This window comes from Agrococcus sediminis, assembly GCF_007923295.1.
Lineage (GTDB): Bacteria > Actinomycetota > Actinomycetes > Actinomycetales > Microbacteriaceae > Agrococcus > Agrococcus sediminis.
In genome coordinates this window covers 237,849-254,619 of the sequence record NZ_VOIR01000011.1, presented here as the reverse complement: position 1 = coordinate 254,619, position 16,771 = coordinate 237,849, and the positions used below count along the sequence as shown (strand labels likewise).

General features: G+C 74.6%; 10 protein-coding genes. 4 read left to right on the top strand and 6 right to left on the bottom strand.

Features of this window, described 5'->3' with window-relative positions; all coding sequences use genetic code 11:
• Positions 1 to 70: 70 nt before the first annotated feature.
• Entirely contained in the window at positions 71 to 1,405 is a 1,335-nt protein-coding gene (locus FQ330_RS01670) for an ABC transporter substrate-binding protein (protein WP_146355314.1), read from the bottom strand.
• A gap of 271 nt (positions 1,406 to 1,676) precedes the next feature.
• On the opposite strand from FQ330_RS01670, the gene FQ330_RS01665 reads away from it, so the two are divergent.
• Together FQ330_RS01665 and treS are read left to right on the top strand one after the other, a co-directional pair.
• The gene (locus FQ330_RS01665; RefSeq protein ID WP_192575799.1) at positions 1,677 to 2,684 is read left to right on the top strand and encodes a LacI family DNA-binding transcriptional regulator; all 1,008 of its coding nucleotides are present in this window, start codon (positions 1,677 to 1,679) and stop codon (positions 2,682 to 2,684) included.
• Positions 2,685 to 2,797: 113 nt separating this feature from the next.
• Positions 2,798 to 4,498 (top strand): maltose alpha-D-glucosyltransferase, encoded by a 1,701-nt coding sequence (treS, locus tag FQ330_RS01660; protein WP_146355312.1) that lies wholly within the window; start codon positions 2,798 to 2,800, stop codon positions 4,496 to 4,498.
• A gap of 34 nt (positions 4,499 to 4,532) precedes the next feature.
• Here the strand turns inward: treS and FQ330_RS13135 are convergent, their stop codons facing one another.
• Positions 4,533 to 5,213: an RDD family protein gene (locus FQ330_RS13135; RefSeq protein WP_192575798.1), complete on the bottom strand. Its 681-nt coding sequence runs from the start codon at positions 5,211 to 5,213 to the stop codon at positions 4,533 to 4,535.
• A gap of 57 nt (positions 5,214 to 5,270) precedes the next feature.
• Between FQ330_RS13135 and FQ330_RS01650 the strand changes: the two genes are divergently transcribed.
• Positions 5,271 to 6,278, top strand: a complete 1,008-nt coding sequence (locus tag FQ330_RS01650) for a pirin family protein (RefSeq protein ID WP_146354683.1) — start codon at positions 5,271 to 5,273, stop codon at positions 6,276 to 6,278.
• 142 nt (positions 6,279 to 6,420) lie between these two features.
• On the opposite strand, the gene FQ330_RS01645 is transcribed toward FQ330_RS01650, so the two are convergent.
• On the bottom strand, positions 6,421 to 7,215 hold the full coding sequence (locus FQ330_RS01645) for an alpha/beta fold hydrolase (protein ID WP_146354681.1): 795 nt from the start codon (positions 7,213 to 7,215) through the stop codon (positions 6,421 to 6,423).
• Positions 7,212 to 7,505: a DUF1905 domain-containing protein gene (locus tag FQ330_RS01640; RefSeq protein WP_146354679.1), complete on the bottom strand. Its 294-nt coding sequence runs from the start codon at positions 7,503 to 7,505 to the stop codon at positions 7,212 to 7,214. The genes FQ330_RS01645 and FQ330_RS01640 overlap by 4 nt, the downstream gene beginning before the upstream one ends.
• 72 nt (positions 7,506 to 7,577) lie before the next feature.
• On the opposite strand from FQ330_RS01640, the gene FQ330_RS01635 reads away from it, so the two are divergent.
• The gene (locus FQ330_RS01635) at positions 7,578 to 8,201 is read left to right on the top strand and encodes a TetR/AcrR family transcriptional regulator (protein WP_146354677.1); all 624 of its coding nucleotides are present in this window, start codon (positions 7,578 to 7,580) and stop codon (positions 8,199 to 8,201) included.
• Positions 8,202 to 8,242: 41 nt separating this feature from the next.
• Here FQ330_RS01635 and FQ330_RS01630 read toward each other — a convergent pair whose 3' ends face one another.
• Both FQ330_RS01630 and FQ330_RS01625 read right to left on the bottom strand, forming a co-directional pair.
• Positions 8,243 to 8,815 carry an HhH-GPD-type base excision DNA repair protein gene (locus FQ330_RS01630; protein ID WP_146354675.1) on the bottom strand — a complete coding sequence of 191 codons (573 nt, stop codon included), beginning with the start codon at positions 8,813 to 8,815 and terminating at the stop codon, positions 8,243 to 8,245.
• Positions 8,816 to 9,055: 240 nt separating this feature from the next.
• Positions 9,056 to 16,669 (bottom strand): LPXTG cell wall anchor domain-containing protein, encoded by a 7,614-nt coding sequence (locus FQ330_RS01625; RefSeq protein ID WP_146354673.1) that lies wholly within the window; start codon positions 16,667 to 16,669, stop codon positions 9,056 to 9,058.
• Positions 16,670 to 16,771: the final 102 nt, after the last annotated feature.

The following is a 16,771-nucleotide window of genomic DNA, read 5'->3' as shown; positions in this document are numbered from 1 at the left end:
CATGCGTCACCTCCGGATGCGGGTGTGGGGGCCGCGAGCGCGGCCCCCACACCGGGCATCAGCTCCTCCGTTACGGCCAGCTGGACTCGATCTGGGCGAGCACGGACTCCGTGTCGGCGCCCGAGACCCAGTCGACCATCCCGGTCCAGAAGGTGCCGGAGCCCACGGCGCCCGGCATCAGGTCGGAGCCGTCGAACCGGAACGTGGTGTTCGGGTCCTGCAGCGTCTCGACCGCCGACTGCAGCAGGTCGCTGCCGGCGTTGGCCGGGTCGAGGCCGCTGTTGGCGGAGATGACGCCGCCCAGCGAGACGCGGTTGTTGGCCCACAGGTCGCTCGACAGGTACGTCTGCACGGCCACGACCTCCTCGGCGTCGCTGAAGGCGCCGACGAACTCACCGCCGCCCGTGACCGCGGCCGCGTCGGCCTCGGTGCCCGGGAGGATGAAGCCCCAGACGTCGCCGTCCTCGGCCACCGTCACGCCCTCGCCCCAGAAGCCCTCGTAGAACGAGGCCTGGTGGTGCATGGCGCACTCGCCGTCGAGCACCGGCAGGCCGGCCTCGCCGAAGTCGGTCGTCGCGATGGTCGAGACGTCGCCGATGCCGCCGTTGACGTAGTCGGGGTTCTTGATGAGGTCGCCGACGCGGTCCATCGCCTCGACGATCTCCGGCGAGTCGAACGGGATCTCGTGCGTGATCCACTGGTCGTAGACATCCGGGCCCGCGGTGCGGAGCACGTAGTCCTCGACCCAGTCGGTGCCCGGCCAGCCCGTGGCCTCGCCCGAGCCGAAGCCCACGCACCAGGGGGTGACCTCGGACTCGGCGATCGTGGCGGTCAGCTCGTCGAGTTCGTCGAGCGTCGTCGGCACCTCCCAGCCGTTCTCCTCCCAGACCGACGGCGAGTACCAGACGAAGCCCTTGACGCTCGCCATCAGCGGCGCGGCGTAGAACGTGCCGTCGACCGTGCCGTAGTTCTGCCAGTCCTCGGTCCAGAACTCCTGCGCGTTCGCGACCACGCTCTCCGGCGCGGGCAGCACGCTGCCGGTGCCGGCGACCGAGGCCAGGAGGCCCGGCTGCGGGAAGATCGCGAGGTCGGGCGGGTTGCCGCCCTGGACGCGCACGTTGATCTGCGCCTCGAACTCGGCGGAGCCCTCGTAGACGACCTCGATGCCGGTGCACTCCGAGAAGTCGGCCCACGACTCGTTGAGGCGGTTGGCCTCCTCGTCGAGGATCGTGCCGTAGATGTTGACCTCGGCGCCCTCGAAGGTGCCGTAGTCGGCGTAGTCCTCGCAGCCCTCTGCGGGCGCTGCCGTGCCGCCGGGCTCCTCGGAGGCGCCGGGCTCTGCGTCGCCGACGCAGCCCGTGAGGGCGAGTGCGGCGACGCCGACGATGCCGAGCGGCAGCGCCATCCTGCGTGCGTGCTTCACGTGAACTCCTTCGTTCGGTTCAAGTGCCTGGGACACGAGCCGCGAACGGAGCACGGCGCCGTGCGGAACCGGAACCGGTTCCATTGCAAGTGACGCTAGCGCACGGCACGCCCGCCCGCCATGGAGAACAATGTTGCGATTCGGCAACGATCGACCTGGGGGACACGTGGACGACCGCCCAGGTCGGCGCTACGCTCGGAACCGGTTCCGTTCGATGGAGGAGGCGGCCCGCCGCCCGGCGCGAGGAGGCGCGATGCCCCGGCTCGACGACGTCGCCCGCGCCGCCGGGGTCTCGAAGGCCACCGCGTCCCGCGCCCTCTCCGGCGCCGACGGGGTCTCCCCCACCACGCGCGAGAAGGTGCAGCGCACCGCCGCCGACCTCGGCTTCCGCGCGAGCGGCGCCGCCCGCCGCCTCGCGACGGGCGTGACCCGCACGATCGGCGTGCTCACGCCATCCGTCGACCGCTGGTACTTCGGCAGCGTGCTGCACGGCATCGCGCACGCCGCCGACCGGCACGAGCACGACGTGCTGCTGTACGACCTCGGCGCCTTCGGGCGCGGCGGGCACGAGAAGTTCGAGCGCTTCATGCTGCGCGGGGAGGTCGACGGGCTCGTCACCATCACCTGGAGCCTCGTCGGCGGCGACCTGACGCGCCTGGCCGAGCTCGGCGTCCCCGTCGCGACGGTCGGCGAGCCCACGCCCCACTCCCGCTCCTTCAGCCTCGACGACGACGCGGCCGGCGAGCAGGCGGCCGAGCACCTCGTGCGGCTCGGCCACACCGATCTGCTGCACCTCGCGAGCGAGACCGAGGTGCAGCCGTTCGACGCCTCCTCCTCCGACCGCCGCAAGCGCGCGTTCGAGCTCGTCTCGGCCCGCCACGGGCTGCGGATGCGCCCGGTGCAGACCGTGCCGACGACGCTCGAGGCCGCCCACGCCGCCGCGCGCGGCATCCTCGCGCGCGCCGACCGCCCCACGGGGATCGTCGCCGGCACCGACGAGGTCGCGCTGGGCGTGCTGCTGGCCGCGCACCAGCTGGGGGTGCGCGTGCCGGAGGAGCTGAGCGTCATCGGCGTCGACGACGTGCCCGCGGCGACCGCCTTCGGGCTCACGACCATCCGGCAGGACCCGGCCCAGCACGGCGAGGACGTGGTCGCCTGGATCATCTCGGCGCTCGGCGAGCCGGAGTCCGAGCCCGATCGCAGCCACACCAACTACGCGCCCGTGCTGGTGGTGCGCGGATCCACGGCGCCGCCTCCCTGATCGACCCTCGGACCGCGACCTCGGTAGCGTGGTCTCCGATCGCCCGCACGACCCACCGCATCCGCCGCACCCAAGGAGCGTCCGTGAGCTTCTCGAACACCTTCACGTCGCCGATGCCCATCATCGGCGGGCACGCCCCCGGCCTCGCGCTCGACCGCGACTGGCACCGCAAGAGCGTCTTCTACGAGGTGATGGTGCGCTCGTTCGTCGACTCGAACGGCGACGGCTTCGGCGACTTCCAGGGGCTGACGTCGAAGCTCGACTACCTGCAGTGGCTCGGGGTCGACGGCATCTGGGTGCCGCCGTTCTTCCAGTCGCCGCTCAAGGACGGCGGCTACGACGTGAGCGACTACAAGGCGGTGCTGCCCGAGTACGGCACGATCGACGACTTCGGCCACTTCGTCGCCGAGGCGCACGCCCGCAACATGCGCGTGATGATCGACCTGCCGATCAACCACACCTCCGACCAGCACCCCTGGTTCCTCGCCTCCCGCGAGGACCCGGAGGGCCCCTACGGCGACTTCTACGTGTGGCGCGACACCGACGAGGGCTACCCGAACGTGCGCATCATCTTCGTCGACACGGAGGAGTCGAACTGGGCGTTCGACTCGGTGCGCCGGCAGTTCTACTGGCACCGCTTCTTCTCGCACCAGCCCGACCTGAACTTCGAGAACCCGGCCGTGCACGAGGCGATCGAGGACACGCTGCGGTTCTGGCTCGACCTGGGCGTCGACGGCATCCGCCTCGACGCGATCCCCTACCTCTACGAGTCGGAGGACGGCAACGGCGAGTCGGAGCCCGCGACCCACGAGTACGTCAAGAAGCTGCGCCGCATCGTCGACGACGAGTACCCCGGCCGCGTGCTCATCGCCGAGGCCAACCAGTGGCCGGCCGAGACCGCCGCGTACTTCGGCACCGCCGAGGAGCCCGAGTGCCACATGGCGTTCGACTTCCCGACCATGCCGCGCATCTTCTACTCGCTGCGCGCGCAGAACGCGGTCGAGCTCAAGCGCATCCTCGCCGAGCAGGTCGACGTGCCGCCGGGCTCCGCCTGGGGCGTCTTCCTGCGCAACCACGACGAGCTCACGCTCGAGATGGTGAGCGAGGAGTACCGCCAGGCGATGTACGGCTGGTACGCCTACGACCCGCGCATGCGCTCGAACGTCGGCGTGCGCCGCCGCCTCGCGTCGCTGCTCGACAACTCGCGCGCCGAGCTCGAGCTCGCCAACGCCCTGCTGCTGTCGCTGCCGGGCTCGCCGTTCCTCTACTACGGCGACGAGATCGGCATGGGCGACAACATCTGGCTCGACGACCGCGACGCATCCCGCACCCCCATGCAGTGGACGCCCGACCGCAACGCCGGCTTCTCGAACGCCGACCCGGGCAAGCTCTTCCTGCCGGTCGTGCAGTCGCTCGTCTACCACTACTCGTCGGTCAACGTCGAGGCGCAGATGGCGCAGGCGTCGAGCCTGCTCAACTGGATGCGCTCGGTGCTGCACGTGCGGCGCGCGCACCCCGTCTTCGGGCTGGGCGACATCACCGTGCTCGACACCGACAACGAGGCCGTGCTCGCGTTCGTGCGCACGTACGAGGGCGACGGCACCTACGCGGGCGCGCGCGCCGAGCAGGTGCTGTGCGTGTTCTCGTTCAGCCACAACCCGGTGCACGTCACCGTCGACGCCCCGCAGTTCGCCGGCTCGCGCCTCAACGACCTGTTCGGCGGCGGCGCGTTCCCGACGATCGCCGAGGACGGCCGCTTCTCGCTCACGTTCGGCACGCAGTCGTTCTACTGGCTGGGGATGACCCGCCCGTAGCGCTCGCGGGTGCGCGCCGTCAGCGGGCGCGCCGTCAGCGGGCGCGCACGACGATCGTGCGCGCGGCCTTGTCGTGCAGCGCCTGGCTGCGGCCGTCCCACAGCGGCCACAGGTGGTCGGCGATGCTGAACATCCCCGCGAGGAGCCCGAGCACCGGCACCCCGCTCAGCAGCTGCGGGCCGCCCTGCTGCACGACCCAGCGGAGGCTCGCCGCGCGGCCGTCCGGCAGCCGGTCCTGATCGGCCATGCGCACGCGGATGCCGACGAGCATCTTGCCGGGCGTCTGGCCCTTCCGCATGTGGAAGCCGACGTTGTAGAGGAAGTGCGCGATCGCGCCGACGACGAGGGTCGTGGTCGTGGCGGCGCTGAAGGGCGCCGTCATCGCCTCGAGGTCGGCCATCGCCGACTCGTCGCCGGCCGCCAGCCTGCCGATGATGTCGAAGTAGCCGAACATGCCGAGCAGCACGAAGGCGAGCACGACGAAGGGGATGCCGTCGAGCACGTAGGCGGCGAGGCGCGCGCCCCAGGTGGCGGCGGCCGGCTCGACCGCGGCGGCCGGCTGCTCCGGCTGCTGCGGCCACGGCGCGGGAGACCACGTGGGGGCCGGGGCGGGCTCGCGCGTCTGCGCGATCCACTGCGCGCCGTCCCACCAGCGCTCCACGCCGGGAGCGGCGGCGTAGGGGTCTGGGTACCACCCGGGCGGCTGCGTCGTCATGCCTCGATCGTAGGCGCTGGCGGGTCGCCCGACGGCGGTCGGGGCTAGCGTGGAGCCATGAGCAACGACGAGGCGCTGCTGGTCGAGAGCGCCGAGCAGTCCTGCATCGACGAGGCGCGCGAGGCGGGCGTCGAGCTGCTGCTGCCGCGCGAGGTGCCGCTCGGCGGCCCCCGCGCGCTGCCCGTGCTGCGCAGCCTGCCCAACAAGCACCGGCACATGATCGGCGCGTGGTGCTTCGCCGACTCCTTCGGCCCCGCCGACCTGACCGACGGACCGGGCATGGATGTGCCGCCGCACCCCCACACGGGGCTCCAGACGGTCTCGTGGCTCGTCTCCGGCGCGGTGGCCCACACCGATTCCACGGGTGCCGAGCACACGGTGCGGCCCGGCGGCGTGAACGTCATGACCGCGGGCCGCGGCATCGCGCACAGCGAGTACTCGACGCCCGACACGACGGTGCTGCACGGGGTGCAGCTGTGGACGGCGCTGCCGCTCGCCGACCAGGGCGTCGACCCGTCGTTCGCCGGTCTCGACGCCGTGCCGGAGGTGCCGCTCGAGGGCGGCGCCGTCGCGCGCGTCTTCGCGGGCCGCTACGCCGGCGCCGCGAGCGCCGCTCCCGTCTACTCGCCGCTGCTCGGCGCCGAGCTGCGCATCCCCGCCGGCGGCGAGGCGGCGCTCGCCCTCGAGGGCGCGTTCGAGCACGGGGTGCTCGCGCTCACGCCCGGGATCGCGCTCGACGACGTGCCCATCGGCGTCGGCGAGATCGGCGTGCTCGAGCCGGGCCGCGCATCCGCCGTCGTCTCGGCGGGCGACGGCGAGGGCATCGCGATCCTGCTCGGCGGCGTGCCGCACGAGGAGGAGTTCGTGATGTTCTGGAACTTCATCGGCCGCGACCACGCCGAGGTCGAGCGGGCACGCGACGCGTGGATGGCGGAGCGGGATGCGCCGGAGGGCGAGCGCCCGCGCTTCGGCCTCGTCGACGACGGCTCGGGCACGACGCTGCCGAGCCCGCGCCTGCCGACGGTCGAGCTGCTGCCGCGCGGGCGGGCGAAGCGGCGGCGCTGAGCGCGGCGCGGCTCGCGCGTCGCCGGCCGCGGCACACGCGTCGCCGGTCGCCGCCGCGAACCCGACCCGCTGCACCCAACAGGACCCGGTGCACCGGGTCGTGCTCGGTGGAACGGGTCGCCGGCGCGGAGACCCGCGGGCGTCAGCCCTGCGCGGCCTCGAGCGCGAGCCGCACGATCGCGTCGGCCATGGGCGCCGGCTCCCAGTCGTGCATGGCGCCGGGCATCTCGCGGAAGGTCGCGCGCGGCAGCGCCTCGGCGAGCCGGTCGGCGGTCTCGCGCATGCCGGGGAAGGTCTGCGCGCCGACCATGACGAGCGCCGGCACCGCGATGCCGGCCAGGCGCTCCGCGAGCGGCACCTCCTCGGCCCACGCGAGCGAGCGCGCATCGGCGCGGTAGGTGCGGCTGCCTGCGGCGATCTGCGGCCACTCGGGCATGGCGCGCGCATGCTCGAGGAACTCCGGCGGCATGTCGCGCATGTACTCGACCTGCGCGGCCTCGAGGTCGCCGGCGTCGAGGTGCGCGAGGAAGTCGGCCTCGAACTGCGCCGCGCCCCCGCGGAACTGCCCGATCGGCGCCTCCCAGAGCGCGAGCCCAGTGACGGGCAGCCCCGCGTCGGCGGCAGCGAGGGCGATCGAGCAGCCGGAGGAGTGGCCGACGAGCACCGCGCGACCGCCCACCGCGTCGATCGCGGCGGCGATCGCGTCGAGCTCCCGCTCGAGGGTGAGGTCGCCCTCGGCGGCGCTCTCGCCGCGGCCGAGCCGGTCGAAGACGAGGGTCTGCACCCCCTGCCGGGCGGCGAGCTCGGCCGTGCGCGTCGTCGTGGGGTCGGTCGCGCGGAACGGGCCGGCCCCCGCGACGAACACGACGCCGGGGCCCTCGCCGAGCCGGTCGAACGCGATCCGGTCGCCCGAGCGCGTCATCGCGATCGCGCTCATCGGGCCGCCTCGCGCTCGCGCCGCGCGATCCGCACCGCGATCTCGTCGCCCGCCGCCTTGCCCAGCGCCGCGACGACGGCGCGCTTCAGCGGCAGCATGTGGGTGCCGCCGCCGAACGGCAGGAGCGTCGCCTCGATCGGCACCGCGTCGACCGTCCCCGCGACGCGCACGGCACCGCCGACGCCCATCGCCTCCTTCGAGCCGGGCAGCAGCACGTACGTCCACCCGCCCTCGTGCTCGTCGACCACGATGGTCGCCTCGGTCTCGATCGTCCCTTGGGGCGTGGTCATCCCGGCCTCCTCGCATCAGAACTGGACTGACCAGTTCCGTCCTGCCGCGAGACTAGACGGTACAGTTCTCGCATGTCAACGGTCGCCGAGCAGCCCCGCAGCGCGCGCATCCACGCGGCGATCCTGGCCGCAGCGGAGGACGTGTTCCTGCGCGACGGCTACGTCGGCGCGAGCATGGACGAGGTCGCGCGGCTCGCGGGCGCGTCGAAGCAGACGGTCTACCGGCACTTCGGCAGCAAGGAGCGCCTCTTCGTCGAGCTCGTCTCGTCGATGACGGATGCGGCGGGCGATGCGGCCGGGCACGAGGCGGATGCGTCGGGCGAGGTCGAGGCGGTGCTCGTGGCCCTCGCGTCGGCGATGCTCGACGGCGTGCTGACCCCGCGCATCCTGCGGCTGCGCCGCCTCGTCATCGGCGAGGCCAACCGCTTCCCCGAGCTCGGCCGCGCGCTGCACGCGCACGGACCGGCCCGTGCGATCGCGGGCGTCGAGCGGCGCCTGCAGGCGTGGGTGGACGCCGGGCTGCTGCCGGAGCACGACACGGCGGCCGCCGCCCGGCACTGGAACTGGCTCGTGATGGGCGGGCCGCTGAACGACGCGATGCTGCTCGGCGACGACGCGATCCCGGGCGCCGCCGAGCGCCGGGCCCACGCCGAGGCCGCGGTCGCCGCGTTCCTGCGCTCGCTCGGCGCACCGTAGCGCCGCCTCCGCCGCGAACGGGGCCCCGAGCACCGGCCCGCTCAGCCCTTCGCGGCCCGCTTCGCCGCCTGCTTGGCGGCGCGCACCTCGGCGAGCGACGCGGCGTCGACGATGTCGGCGACCGAGCGCTTCGAGCCCTCCTCGCCGTACGGGGCCGACGCATCCACCCACCCCGCGCCGTCGAAGCCGGCGCGCTTGCCGAGCAGCGCGAGGAAGATCCTCGCCTTCTGCTCGCCGAAGCCGGGCAGCGCCTGCAGCCGGCGCAGCACCTCGGGGCCGTCGGGCTCGCCGCGGCGCCAGATCGCGCCGGCGTCGCCGCCCCACTCCTCGACGACCGCGGCCGCGAGCTGCTGCACGCGCTTCGCCATCGAGCCGGGGAACCGGTGCACGGCCGGCTTCTCGGCGAACGCGGCCTGGAAGGCCTCGGGGTTGATCGAGGCGATCTCGGATGCGTCGAGGCGGCCGAGCCGGTCGCGCAGCTTCGCGGGCCCGGCGAAGGCGGTCTCCATCGGCACCTGCTGGTCGAGCAGCATGCCCGTGAGCAGCGCGAAGTCGTCGTCGGAGAGGAGGCGGTCGGCGGCGTCGTCGCCGGTCAGGTGCAGCTCGCGGGTCATGCTCCCAGCCTGGCACGGACGAGGCCCGGACAGGGTGGCGCCCCCCACCTGGTCACGACAGGCGAGGGGCGCCGCCACTCGAATTATTACACCGTTACGGCTTGTCGCGCCACTGCTCTGCGAGCTGCGCGAGGCCGTCACGGAGGACGCCCCTGGTGCAGCCCGGCGCGAGCGCCTAGCCTGGCGCCACGAGCCCGCGCCCCCGCCCGGTCACGACGAGCGGGGGCGCGGGTGCCTGTGTCAGGCCTCCTGCTCGTCGCGCCTCCGGCGCAGGAGCAGCAGGCCGCCGCCGACCAGCAGCGCGATCGCGACGGCGATCATGCCGGTCGGGATCTCTCCGCCCGTGCGGGGCAGGGCCGCCGGGCCGTCGCCCTGCGCCGCGCCGGGCGCCGGCGTCGGGGCGGGCGCGGTCGGCGTGGGAGCGGGCGTCGGCGTGGGCGCCGGCGTCTCGGCCGGCACGGGCTCGGTGCGGCTCGCCGCCACCGCCACCGCGTTCGACTCGTGCGCGTCGGTGCCCTCGGCGTAGACGGTCGCGACGTTGCGGAACTCGGCGTCGGCGGTGGCGCCGGGCTCGAGCGGCGGTGCCGCAGGGATCGCCGCGGGGATGGTGATCGTCACCGTCTCGCCGGGCTCGACGACGTCGAGCTCGACGGTGTGGGTGCCGGTCGCCGCGTCGAGCGTCGCGGTGCAGTCGGCCGAGCACGTCGCGGGACCGGCGGCGAGCAGCCCGTCCTGCAGCGCGTCGACCACGACCACGCCGGTGCTCGCGACCGTGCCGCTCGCCGTCACGTCGATGCGGTACTCGACCGCGTCGCCGAACGCGACCTCGCCGTCGGACGGCGCCCACGAGCCATCCGCCTGCTCCCACACCGACTTCGTCGCGGTGACGTGCCGGCCGTCGACGGCGGTCTCCTCGCAGTCGACGTTGTCGCTGTCGCTGCCGCAGTCGGGCGAGTCCGGCGCCGGGTCGTCGGCGGTCGATGCCCACGCGAGGTTCACGAGCGCCCCCGGGGCGCGGTCGTCGGCGATCGCGACGGTGAGCACGAGCTCGACCGAGCCGCCGGCGACGAGCGCCGCCGGGTCGACGTCGCACGTGACGCGCTGGCCGTCGGCGGCGCAGCCCGCGGGCGCGTCGACGAGCGCGAGCCCGTCGGGCAGCACGTCGACGACCGTCACGGGCTCGCCGGCGTCGGCGTCGCGGCCGCCCGCGTTCTCGACCGTGAGCGTGTACGCCACCTCGTCGCCGGGGAAGACGACCGGGTCGCCGTCCTCCTTCGTGAGGCGCAGGTCGACCGGCAGGTCGTCGTTGACGATCGTGCAGACCGCCTCGTCGCCCACCGCGAGCGTCAGCGAGGCGCCGTCGAGCGCGCCGCCGGTGCAGCTCCAGGCCGAGGCGGCGTAGCCGCCGGGCCCTGCCTCCGACAGGGCGTAGGCGCCCGCGTGCACCACCGCACCCGTCACCGCGGCGTCGCCGGTCGCACCCGAGACGGGGGTCGGCCCGTCGGCGGCGAGCGTCCAGTCGGTCGCGAGCGCGTCGCCGCCGTCGTCGGCGACGACCTCCTTCACGAGCGTCAGCCGCGGCGCGATGTCGTCGTTCACGATCGTGCACGTGACGTGCTCGGCGTTCGGCACGACGACCGTCGCCTCGCCGGGCATCGCGGCGCCGTCGCACATCCAGAGGTCGGCCGCGTAGCCGCCGGGACCGGTCTCGGCGAGCGCGTACTCGCCCGCGGGCACCTCCGCGGCCGTCACGGCCGGGTCGCCGGTCGCGCCGGCGATGGTGGCGGCACCCGTCGCCGTGAGCGTCCAGTCGGTGTCGACGGCGATGCCGCCCGCGTCGTTGACGACGAGCTTGCGCAGCGTCAGCTGCCCGGGCAGGTCGTCGAGCACGATCGTGCAGACGGCGTCGACGCCGGGCGGCAGCGCGAGGCTCGCACCGTCGAGCGCGCCGGCCGTGCAGCTCCAGGCGCCGGCCGCGTAGCCGGCGGGCCCGCTCTGCGCGAGGGCGTAGGCGCCGGCCGCGACCGTGGCGCCGGCGAGCTGCTGCGAGCCCGTGAGGCCGGCGATCGCGGTCGGGCCGTCGGCCGTCAGCGTCCAGTCGGTCGCGACGCGGGTGCCGCCGTCGTCGTTGACGACCTGCGCGACGAGCGTGAGCGTCGGGGCGACGTCGTCGTTGACGATGGTGCAGACGGCGTCGTCGCCCGGCAGCAGCGTGAGGCTCGCGCCCTCGAGCAGCCCGTCGGTGCAGGACCACGCGGATGCGTCGTAGCCGTCGGGGCCGTCGGCCTCGGCGAGCGCGTACACGCCCGCGTCGACCGCGGCGCCGGTGACCGCCGGGTCGGCGGTCGCGCCTGCGAGCGGGGTCGGGCCGTCGGCGGTCAGCGTCCACGCCGTGGCCGGCTCGGTGCCGCCGTCGTCGTGGACGACCTCCTTGACGAGCGTCAGGCGCGGGGCGACGTCGTCGTTGACGATCGTGCACGTCGCGACCTCGCCGAGCGCGAGCGCGAGGGTCGCGCCGTCGAGCTCGCCGCCGTCGCAGGCCCAGGCGCCGGCCGCGTAGCCGGCGGCGCCGTCCGACTCCGACAGCGCGTACGCGCCGGCGTCGACCGGGGCATCCGTCACCGCGCCGTCGCCGACCGCGCCCGCGATGGGCGTCGGTCCGTCGGCGTGCAGCGTCCAGGCGCCGGCCGGCACGGTGCCGCCGTCGTCGTTGACGACCTGCTTCACGAGGGTGAGGCGCGGGGCGATGTCGTCCTGCACGATCGTGCAGGTGGCCGTCTCGTGGAGCGCGAGCGTGAGCGTCGAGCCGACGAGCGAGCCGCCGTCGCACGCCCAGGCGCCGGCCGCGTAGCCGTCGGGGCCGCCGGTGGCGCGCAGCTCGTAGACGCCGCTGCTGACCGGTGCCGCGGTGACCGCGAGCGCCCCGGACGCGCCGGCGATCGGGGTCGGGCCGTCGGCGCCGAGGCTCCAGTCGCCCGCGACCGCGGTGCCGCCGTCGTCGGTGATCACGTGCTGCTGCAGCGTGAGCGTCGCGCCGATGTCGTCGTTCACGATCGTGCAGACGGCGACGTCGCCGGCGTCGAGGTGCAGCGCGGCGCCGTCGAGGGCGCCGTCGGTGCAGCGCCAGCCGTCGGTGCGGTAGCCCTCGGGACCGGCCTCGGCGAGCACGGTGTCTCCGGCGCGCACAGCCACGTCGGTGACGAGCGCCGAGCCGGTGGCGCCCGAGACGGTCACGTCGCCCGTGGCGCTCAGCCGCCAGTCGGTCGCGGCGCGCGTGCCGCCGTCGTCGTTGACGACCTCCTTCACGAGCGTGAGCCGGGGCGCGATGTCGTCGTTGACGACGGTGCAGACGACCTGCTGGCCCTCGGTGAGGGTGACCGTCGCGCCGCCGGAGCCCGTGCCCTGCAGCGACGCGCTCGGCGCGCCGCCGGTGCAGCTCCAGCCGACCTGCTCGTAGCCGTCGAAGCCCTCGGCCTCCGCGAGCGCGTACGTGCCCGCCGCGACCGGCGCCGCCGTCACGGCGTCGTCGCCCTCGTGGCCCGAGATCGGCGTGGGGCCGGTCGCCGACAGCAGCCAGGCGGTGTCGGGGGCGTCGCCGCCGTCATCGCGGACGACGTCCTTCGCGAGCGTGAGCGTCGGCGCGATGTCGTCGTTGACGATCGTGCACCGGGCCTCGTCGCCGACCTCGAGCGTCAGCGTCGAGCCCTCGAGGTCGCCGCCGTCGCAGTGCCAGCCGAGCGCCGCGTAGCCCGCCGGGCCGCCGAGCTCCGACAGGGCGTACTCGCCCGCCTCGACCGGCGCATCCGTCACCTCGTCATCGCCGACGGCGCCGCGGATGGGCGTGGGCCCGTCGGCGACGAGGGTCCAGTCGGTCGCGGCCGCGGTGCCGCCGTCGTCGAGCACGAGCTCCTTGACGAGGGTCAGCCGCGGCGCGATGTCGTCGTTGACGATCGTGCACCGGACGTCGTCGCCGACCTCGAGCGTGAGCGTCGCGCCGTCGAGCGTGCCGCCGTCGCAGCTCCAGTCGCCGGCCGCGTAGCCGCCGGGCCCGGTCTCCGAGAGCTCGTAGGTGCCGGCGAGCAGCACGGCGCCGGTGACCTCGGCGGTGCCGGTCGCGCCGGCGATGTCGGCGGGGCCGTCGGCGACGAGCGTCCAGGCGGTCGCGGGCTGCGTGCCGCCGTCGTCGGCGACGACCTCCTTCACGAGCGTCAGCAGGGGGGCGATGTCCTCGTTCACGATCGTGCAGGTGACGTCGGCGCCGTTGTCGATCGTGACGACGCCGTCGGCCGTGACGGCCGCCCCGTCGCAGACCCACTGGGAGGCGGCGTAGCCGCCGGGGCCCGCCTCGCTGAGCGCGTACTGCCCCGCCGGCACCGGCGCATCCGTCACCGCGGCGTCGTCGGTGGCGCCCGTCACGGTGACGGGGCCGACGGCCGTGAGCGCGAAGTCGGCGACGGCCGCCGAGCCGTTGGCGTCGTTGTCGACCACCTTGCGCAGCGTGAGCGTCGCGGGACGGTCGTCGTTGACGATGGTGCAGACGGCGTCGTCGCCGGGCAGCAGCGTGAGCGCGTCGCCGTCGACGACGCCGGCCGTGCACGACCAGGCGCTCGGCGCGTAGCCGGCGGGGCCGCCCGCCTCCGCGAGCGCGTAGGTGCCGGCGTCGACGATCTGCGCGGTCGCCTCGGGCGAGCCGGAGGTGCCCGCGACGTGGCCGCCCGTGCCGTCGGCCGTCAGCGTCCACTCGGTGCCGATGGCGGTGCCGCCGTCGTCGCGCACGACCTGCTTGACGAGCGTGATGGTGGGCGGGATGTCGTCGTTCACGATCTCGCAGACGACGTCCTCGGCGAGCGCGAGCTCGACCGTCGAGCCGACCGGCTCGCCGTCGCAGCTCCAGCCGCTCGACAGGTAGCCGCCGGGCCCCTGCTCCGAGAGGTCGTAGCTGCCGACGACGACCTCGGCGCCGGTCACGGCCGCGGTCGCGGTGGCGCCGCGGAGGTCGGCGCCGCCCGGGCCGTCGGCGACGAGCGTCCACTCGTCGGCCGCGAAGGGGCCGCCGTCGTCGTTCACGACGCGCTTCACGAGCGTGAGGGTGGGGGCGATGTCGTCGTGCACGGCGGTGCAGACGGCCGTCTCGCCGACGGCGAGCGCGAGCGTCGAGCCGTCGAGGCTGCCGCCGGTGCAGCGCCAGCCCTCGGACGCGTAGCCGACCGGGCCGCCGAGCGCCGAGAGCTCGTACGCGCCGGCGCCGACGGGGGCCGCGGTCACCGAGGGGTCGCTCATGCGGCCCGAGATCGGGGTGGGGCCGTCGGCCCCGAGGGTCCAGTCGAAGCGGCTCGCGGTCCCGCCGGCGTCGTTGACGACCTCGTGCTCGAGCGTGAGCAGCGGCGCGACGTCGTCGTGCACGATCGTGCAGACGGCGCTCTGGCCGACGTCGAGGGTGACGGAGCCCGCGTCGCTCGCGGCGAAGTCGCCCGTGCAGCTCCAGTCGCCGGCGGTGTAGCCCGACGGGCCGTCGATCGCGGCCAGGTCGTACGTGCCCGCGATGACGGGCGCGTCGGTGATCGAGGCGTCGCCGTGCAGGCCGGAGGCGGTCGCGGCGTCGCCGGTCGCGACGAGCGTCCAGTCGCGGGCGACGGCCGGGCCGAGGTCGTCGCCGATCACCTCGTTCTGCAGCGTCAGGCGCGGCGCGATGTCGTCGTTGACGATCGTGCAGCGCACGTCGGCGCCCGACGGCACGGTCACCGTGCCGGTCGCGGTGTCGACGGCGCCGCCGGTGCAGACCCACTCCCCCGCCTCGTAGCCGCTCGGCCCGCTGTGCTCCGAGAGCTCGTACTGGCCGGCGTCGACCGTGATGGGGCCGAAGCCGCCGTCGCCCTCGATCGCGGCGCCGTCGCCGGGCACGCCGAGCGTCGGGCCGACGGCCCGCAGCGTCCAGTCCTCGGGCTGGGCGTCGCCGCCGTCGAGGCCGATGACCTCCTTGACGAGCGTGAGCGTGCCGGGCAGGTCGTCGTTCGTGATGACGCAGACGGCGCTGTCGCCGTGCCCGAGGGCGAGCGCGCCGCCCGGCATGGGCAGCGACGTCGAGCGGCTCGCGTCGGTGAAGCAGGCGATGCCCTCGATCTCGTAGCCGGAGTGCGCCTGCTCGCCGATCGTCCAGCTGCCCGCCGCCACGGCGGCGCCGGTCACGGCGGCGGCGCCCTCGGCGCCGGCGATTGCGGTCGCGGTGCCCGCGAGCGCAGCGGTGAGCGTGAAGTCGGTGTCGACCGCCGTGCCGCCGTCGTCGCGGATGACCTCCTTGACGAGCGTCAGGTGCGCGGGCACGTCGTCGTGCGTGATCGTGCAGACGACGTCGGCGCCGGTGGCGACGGTGAGCACGCCGTCGACGAGGTCGCCGCCGGTGCAGCTCCACGCGCTGGCCGCGTAGTCCGGATGCGTCGTGCTGGCCAGGGCGTACTGGCCCGCCTCCGCGGTGCCCACGAGCGTGCTCCCCGCGGCGGCCTGCTCGTCGATGCCGCTCACGGCGCCGCCGGCGCCGATGGGTGTCGCCGTGAGGGTGAAGTCGGCGCCGGTGGCCGCACCGCCGTGGTCGTTGACGACGACGCCGTCGAGCGTGATCGAGGTGACCTCGTTCGTGATCACGCACGTGGGGGCGGATGCGCCGATGCTGCTGGGGAAGATCGGGAACGTCTGGCCGGTGGCCGCGCCCTGCTCCCAGATGATGGCGGTCCGCGGCCGCCGGTCGGGCGAGGCCCAGTCCACGTAGGTGCAGACGATGGAGCGCAGGTCGACGCCGGTCGGCAGGTCGAGGTGCTCGGCGAGCCGGTAGTCGGGCGCGGCGAGCAGGCCCGTGACGACCTCGGAGCCGCCGGCGGCGATCGTGCCCGTGACGGCGGTGCCGCCGGTCGCGCCGGAGACCGCCTGGCCGTCGGCCTGGTCGACGGTGTAGCCGAACGACTGGCCGGGCAGCTGCGCGCCGTCGACGACCTTCTGCACGGTGACCGAGCCGCAGTTGCCGATCGCGAGCGACTCGGTGGAGCCGGGGATGATGTCGACGAGCTGGCTGTTGCCGCCCTGCGAGTTGCCCGTCTGGGTGACGATGTCGCCGGTGCGGTACGAGCGGCACTCGCTCGTGGGCAGCAGGCTCGACGCGGTCAGGTCGACGGCGAACTCGCCGAAGGTGTGGGGCTCGGCGCCGGCCTGCGAGGGACCGGTCGCCGCGGCGTAGACGATCCCGCCGCCGCCGGGCTCGAAGCCCCGCCCCGTCCAGACCCACTGGCGCACGGTGGGCACGCCGTTGCCGAGGTCGAACTCCAGCAGGCGGTCCCCGGCGCGGCCGTCCGGGCCGCCCTCGAGCTCGAAGTAGACCGAGAGGTCGCCGGTGCCGCCGGGCGAGCGGGTCCAGTAGTGGTACAGCACGACGTGCTGCTCGCCGCCGACCGTGACGAGCTCGTACGTCACGCCGGCGCTGCACAGGTCGGCCTTCGTCATCGCGGTCTTGGCGAGCTCGCCAGGCGCCCAGGCCCAGGAGGCCTGGTGGATGTTCTGGCTGCCGGTGATGAGGGACGGGTCGGCGGCGGTGCCGCCGTCGCCGATGCAGCGCTCGGTGCGGTCGCTGCGGTAGAGCAGCCCCGTGCTGGCGCCGCCGGGCCCGTAGCCGCCGCTCCAGTCGGCCGAGCCCGCCATGTCGCCGTCGATCTCGAACGCGGTCGAGATCGCGCCGAGCGATGCGGCGTCGGCGGAGGGCGCCGCGACCAGCGGCGCGAACAGGCCGAGCGCGAGCGCAGCGGCTGCCGCCGCGATCCGTCGGATCGTCGGCACCTGCTGCGATGCCGTCTGCTTGCCGTGACCCACCATCGGGAGCTCCTCGTGGTGCAAGCGCCGCGCGAGGCGGCTCGATGCGCCGCTCGGTGTCGGACCACCGCGCTGTGATGCGCATCGTGGGGCCAGCAAATGGCG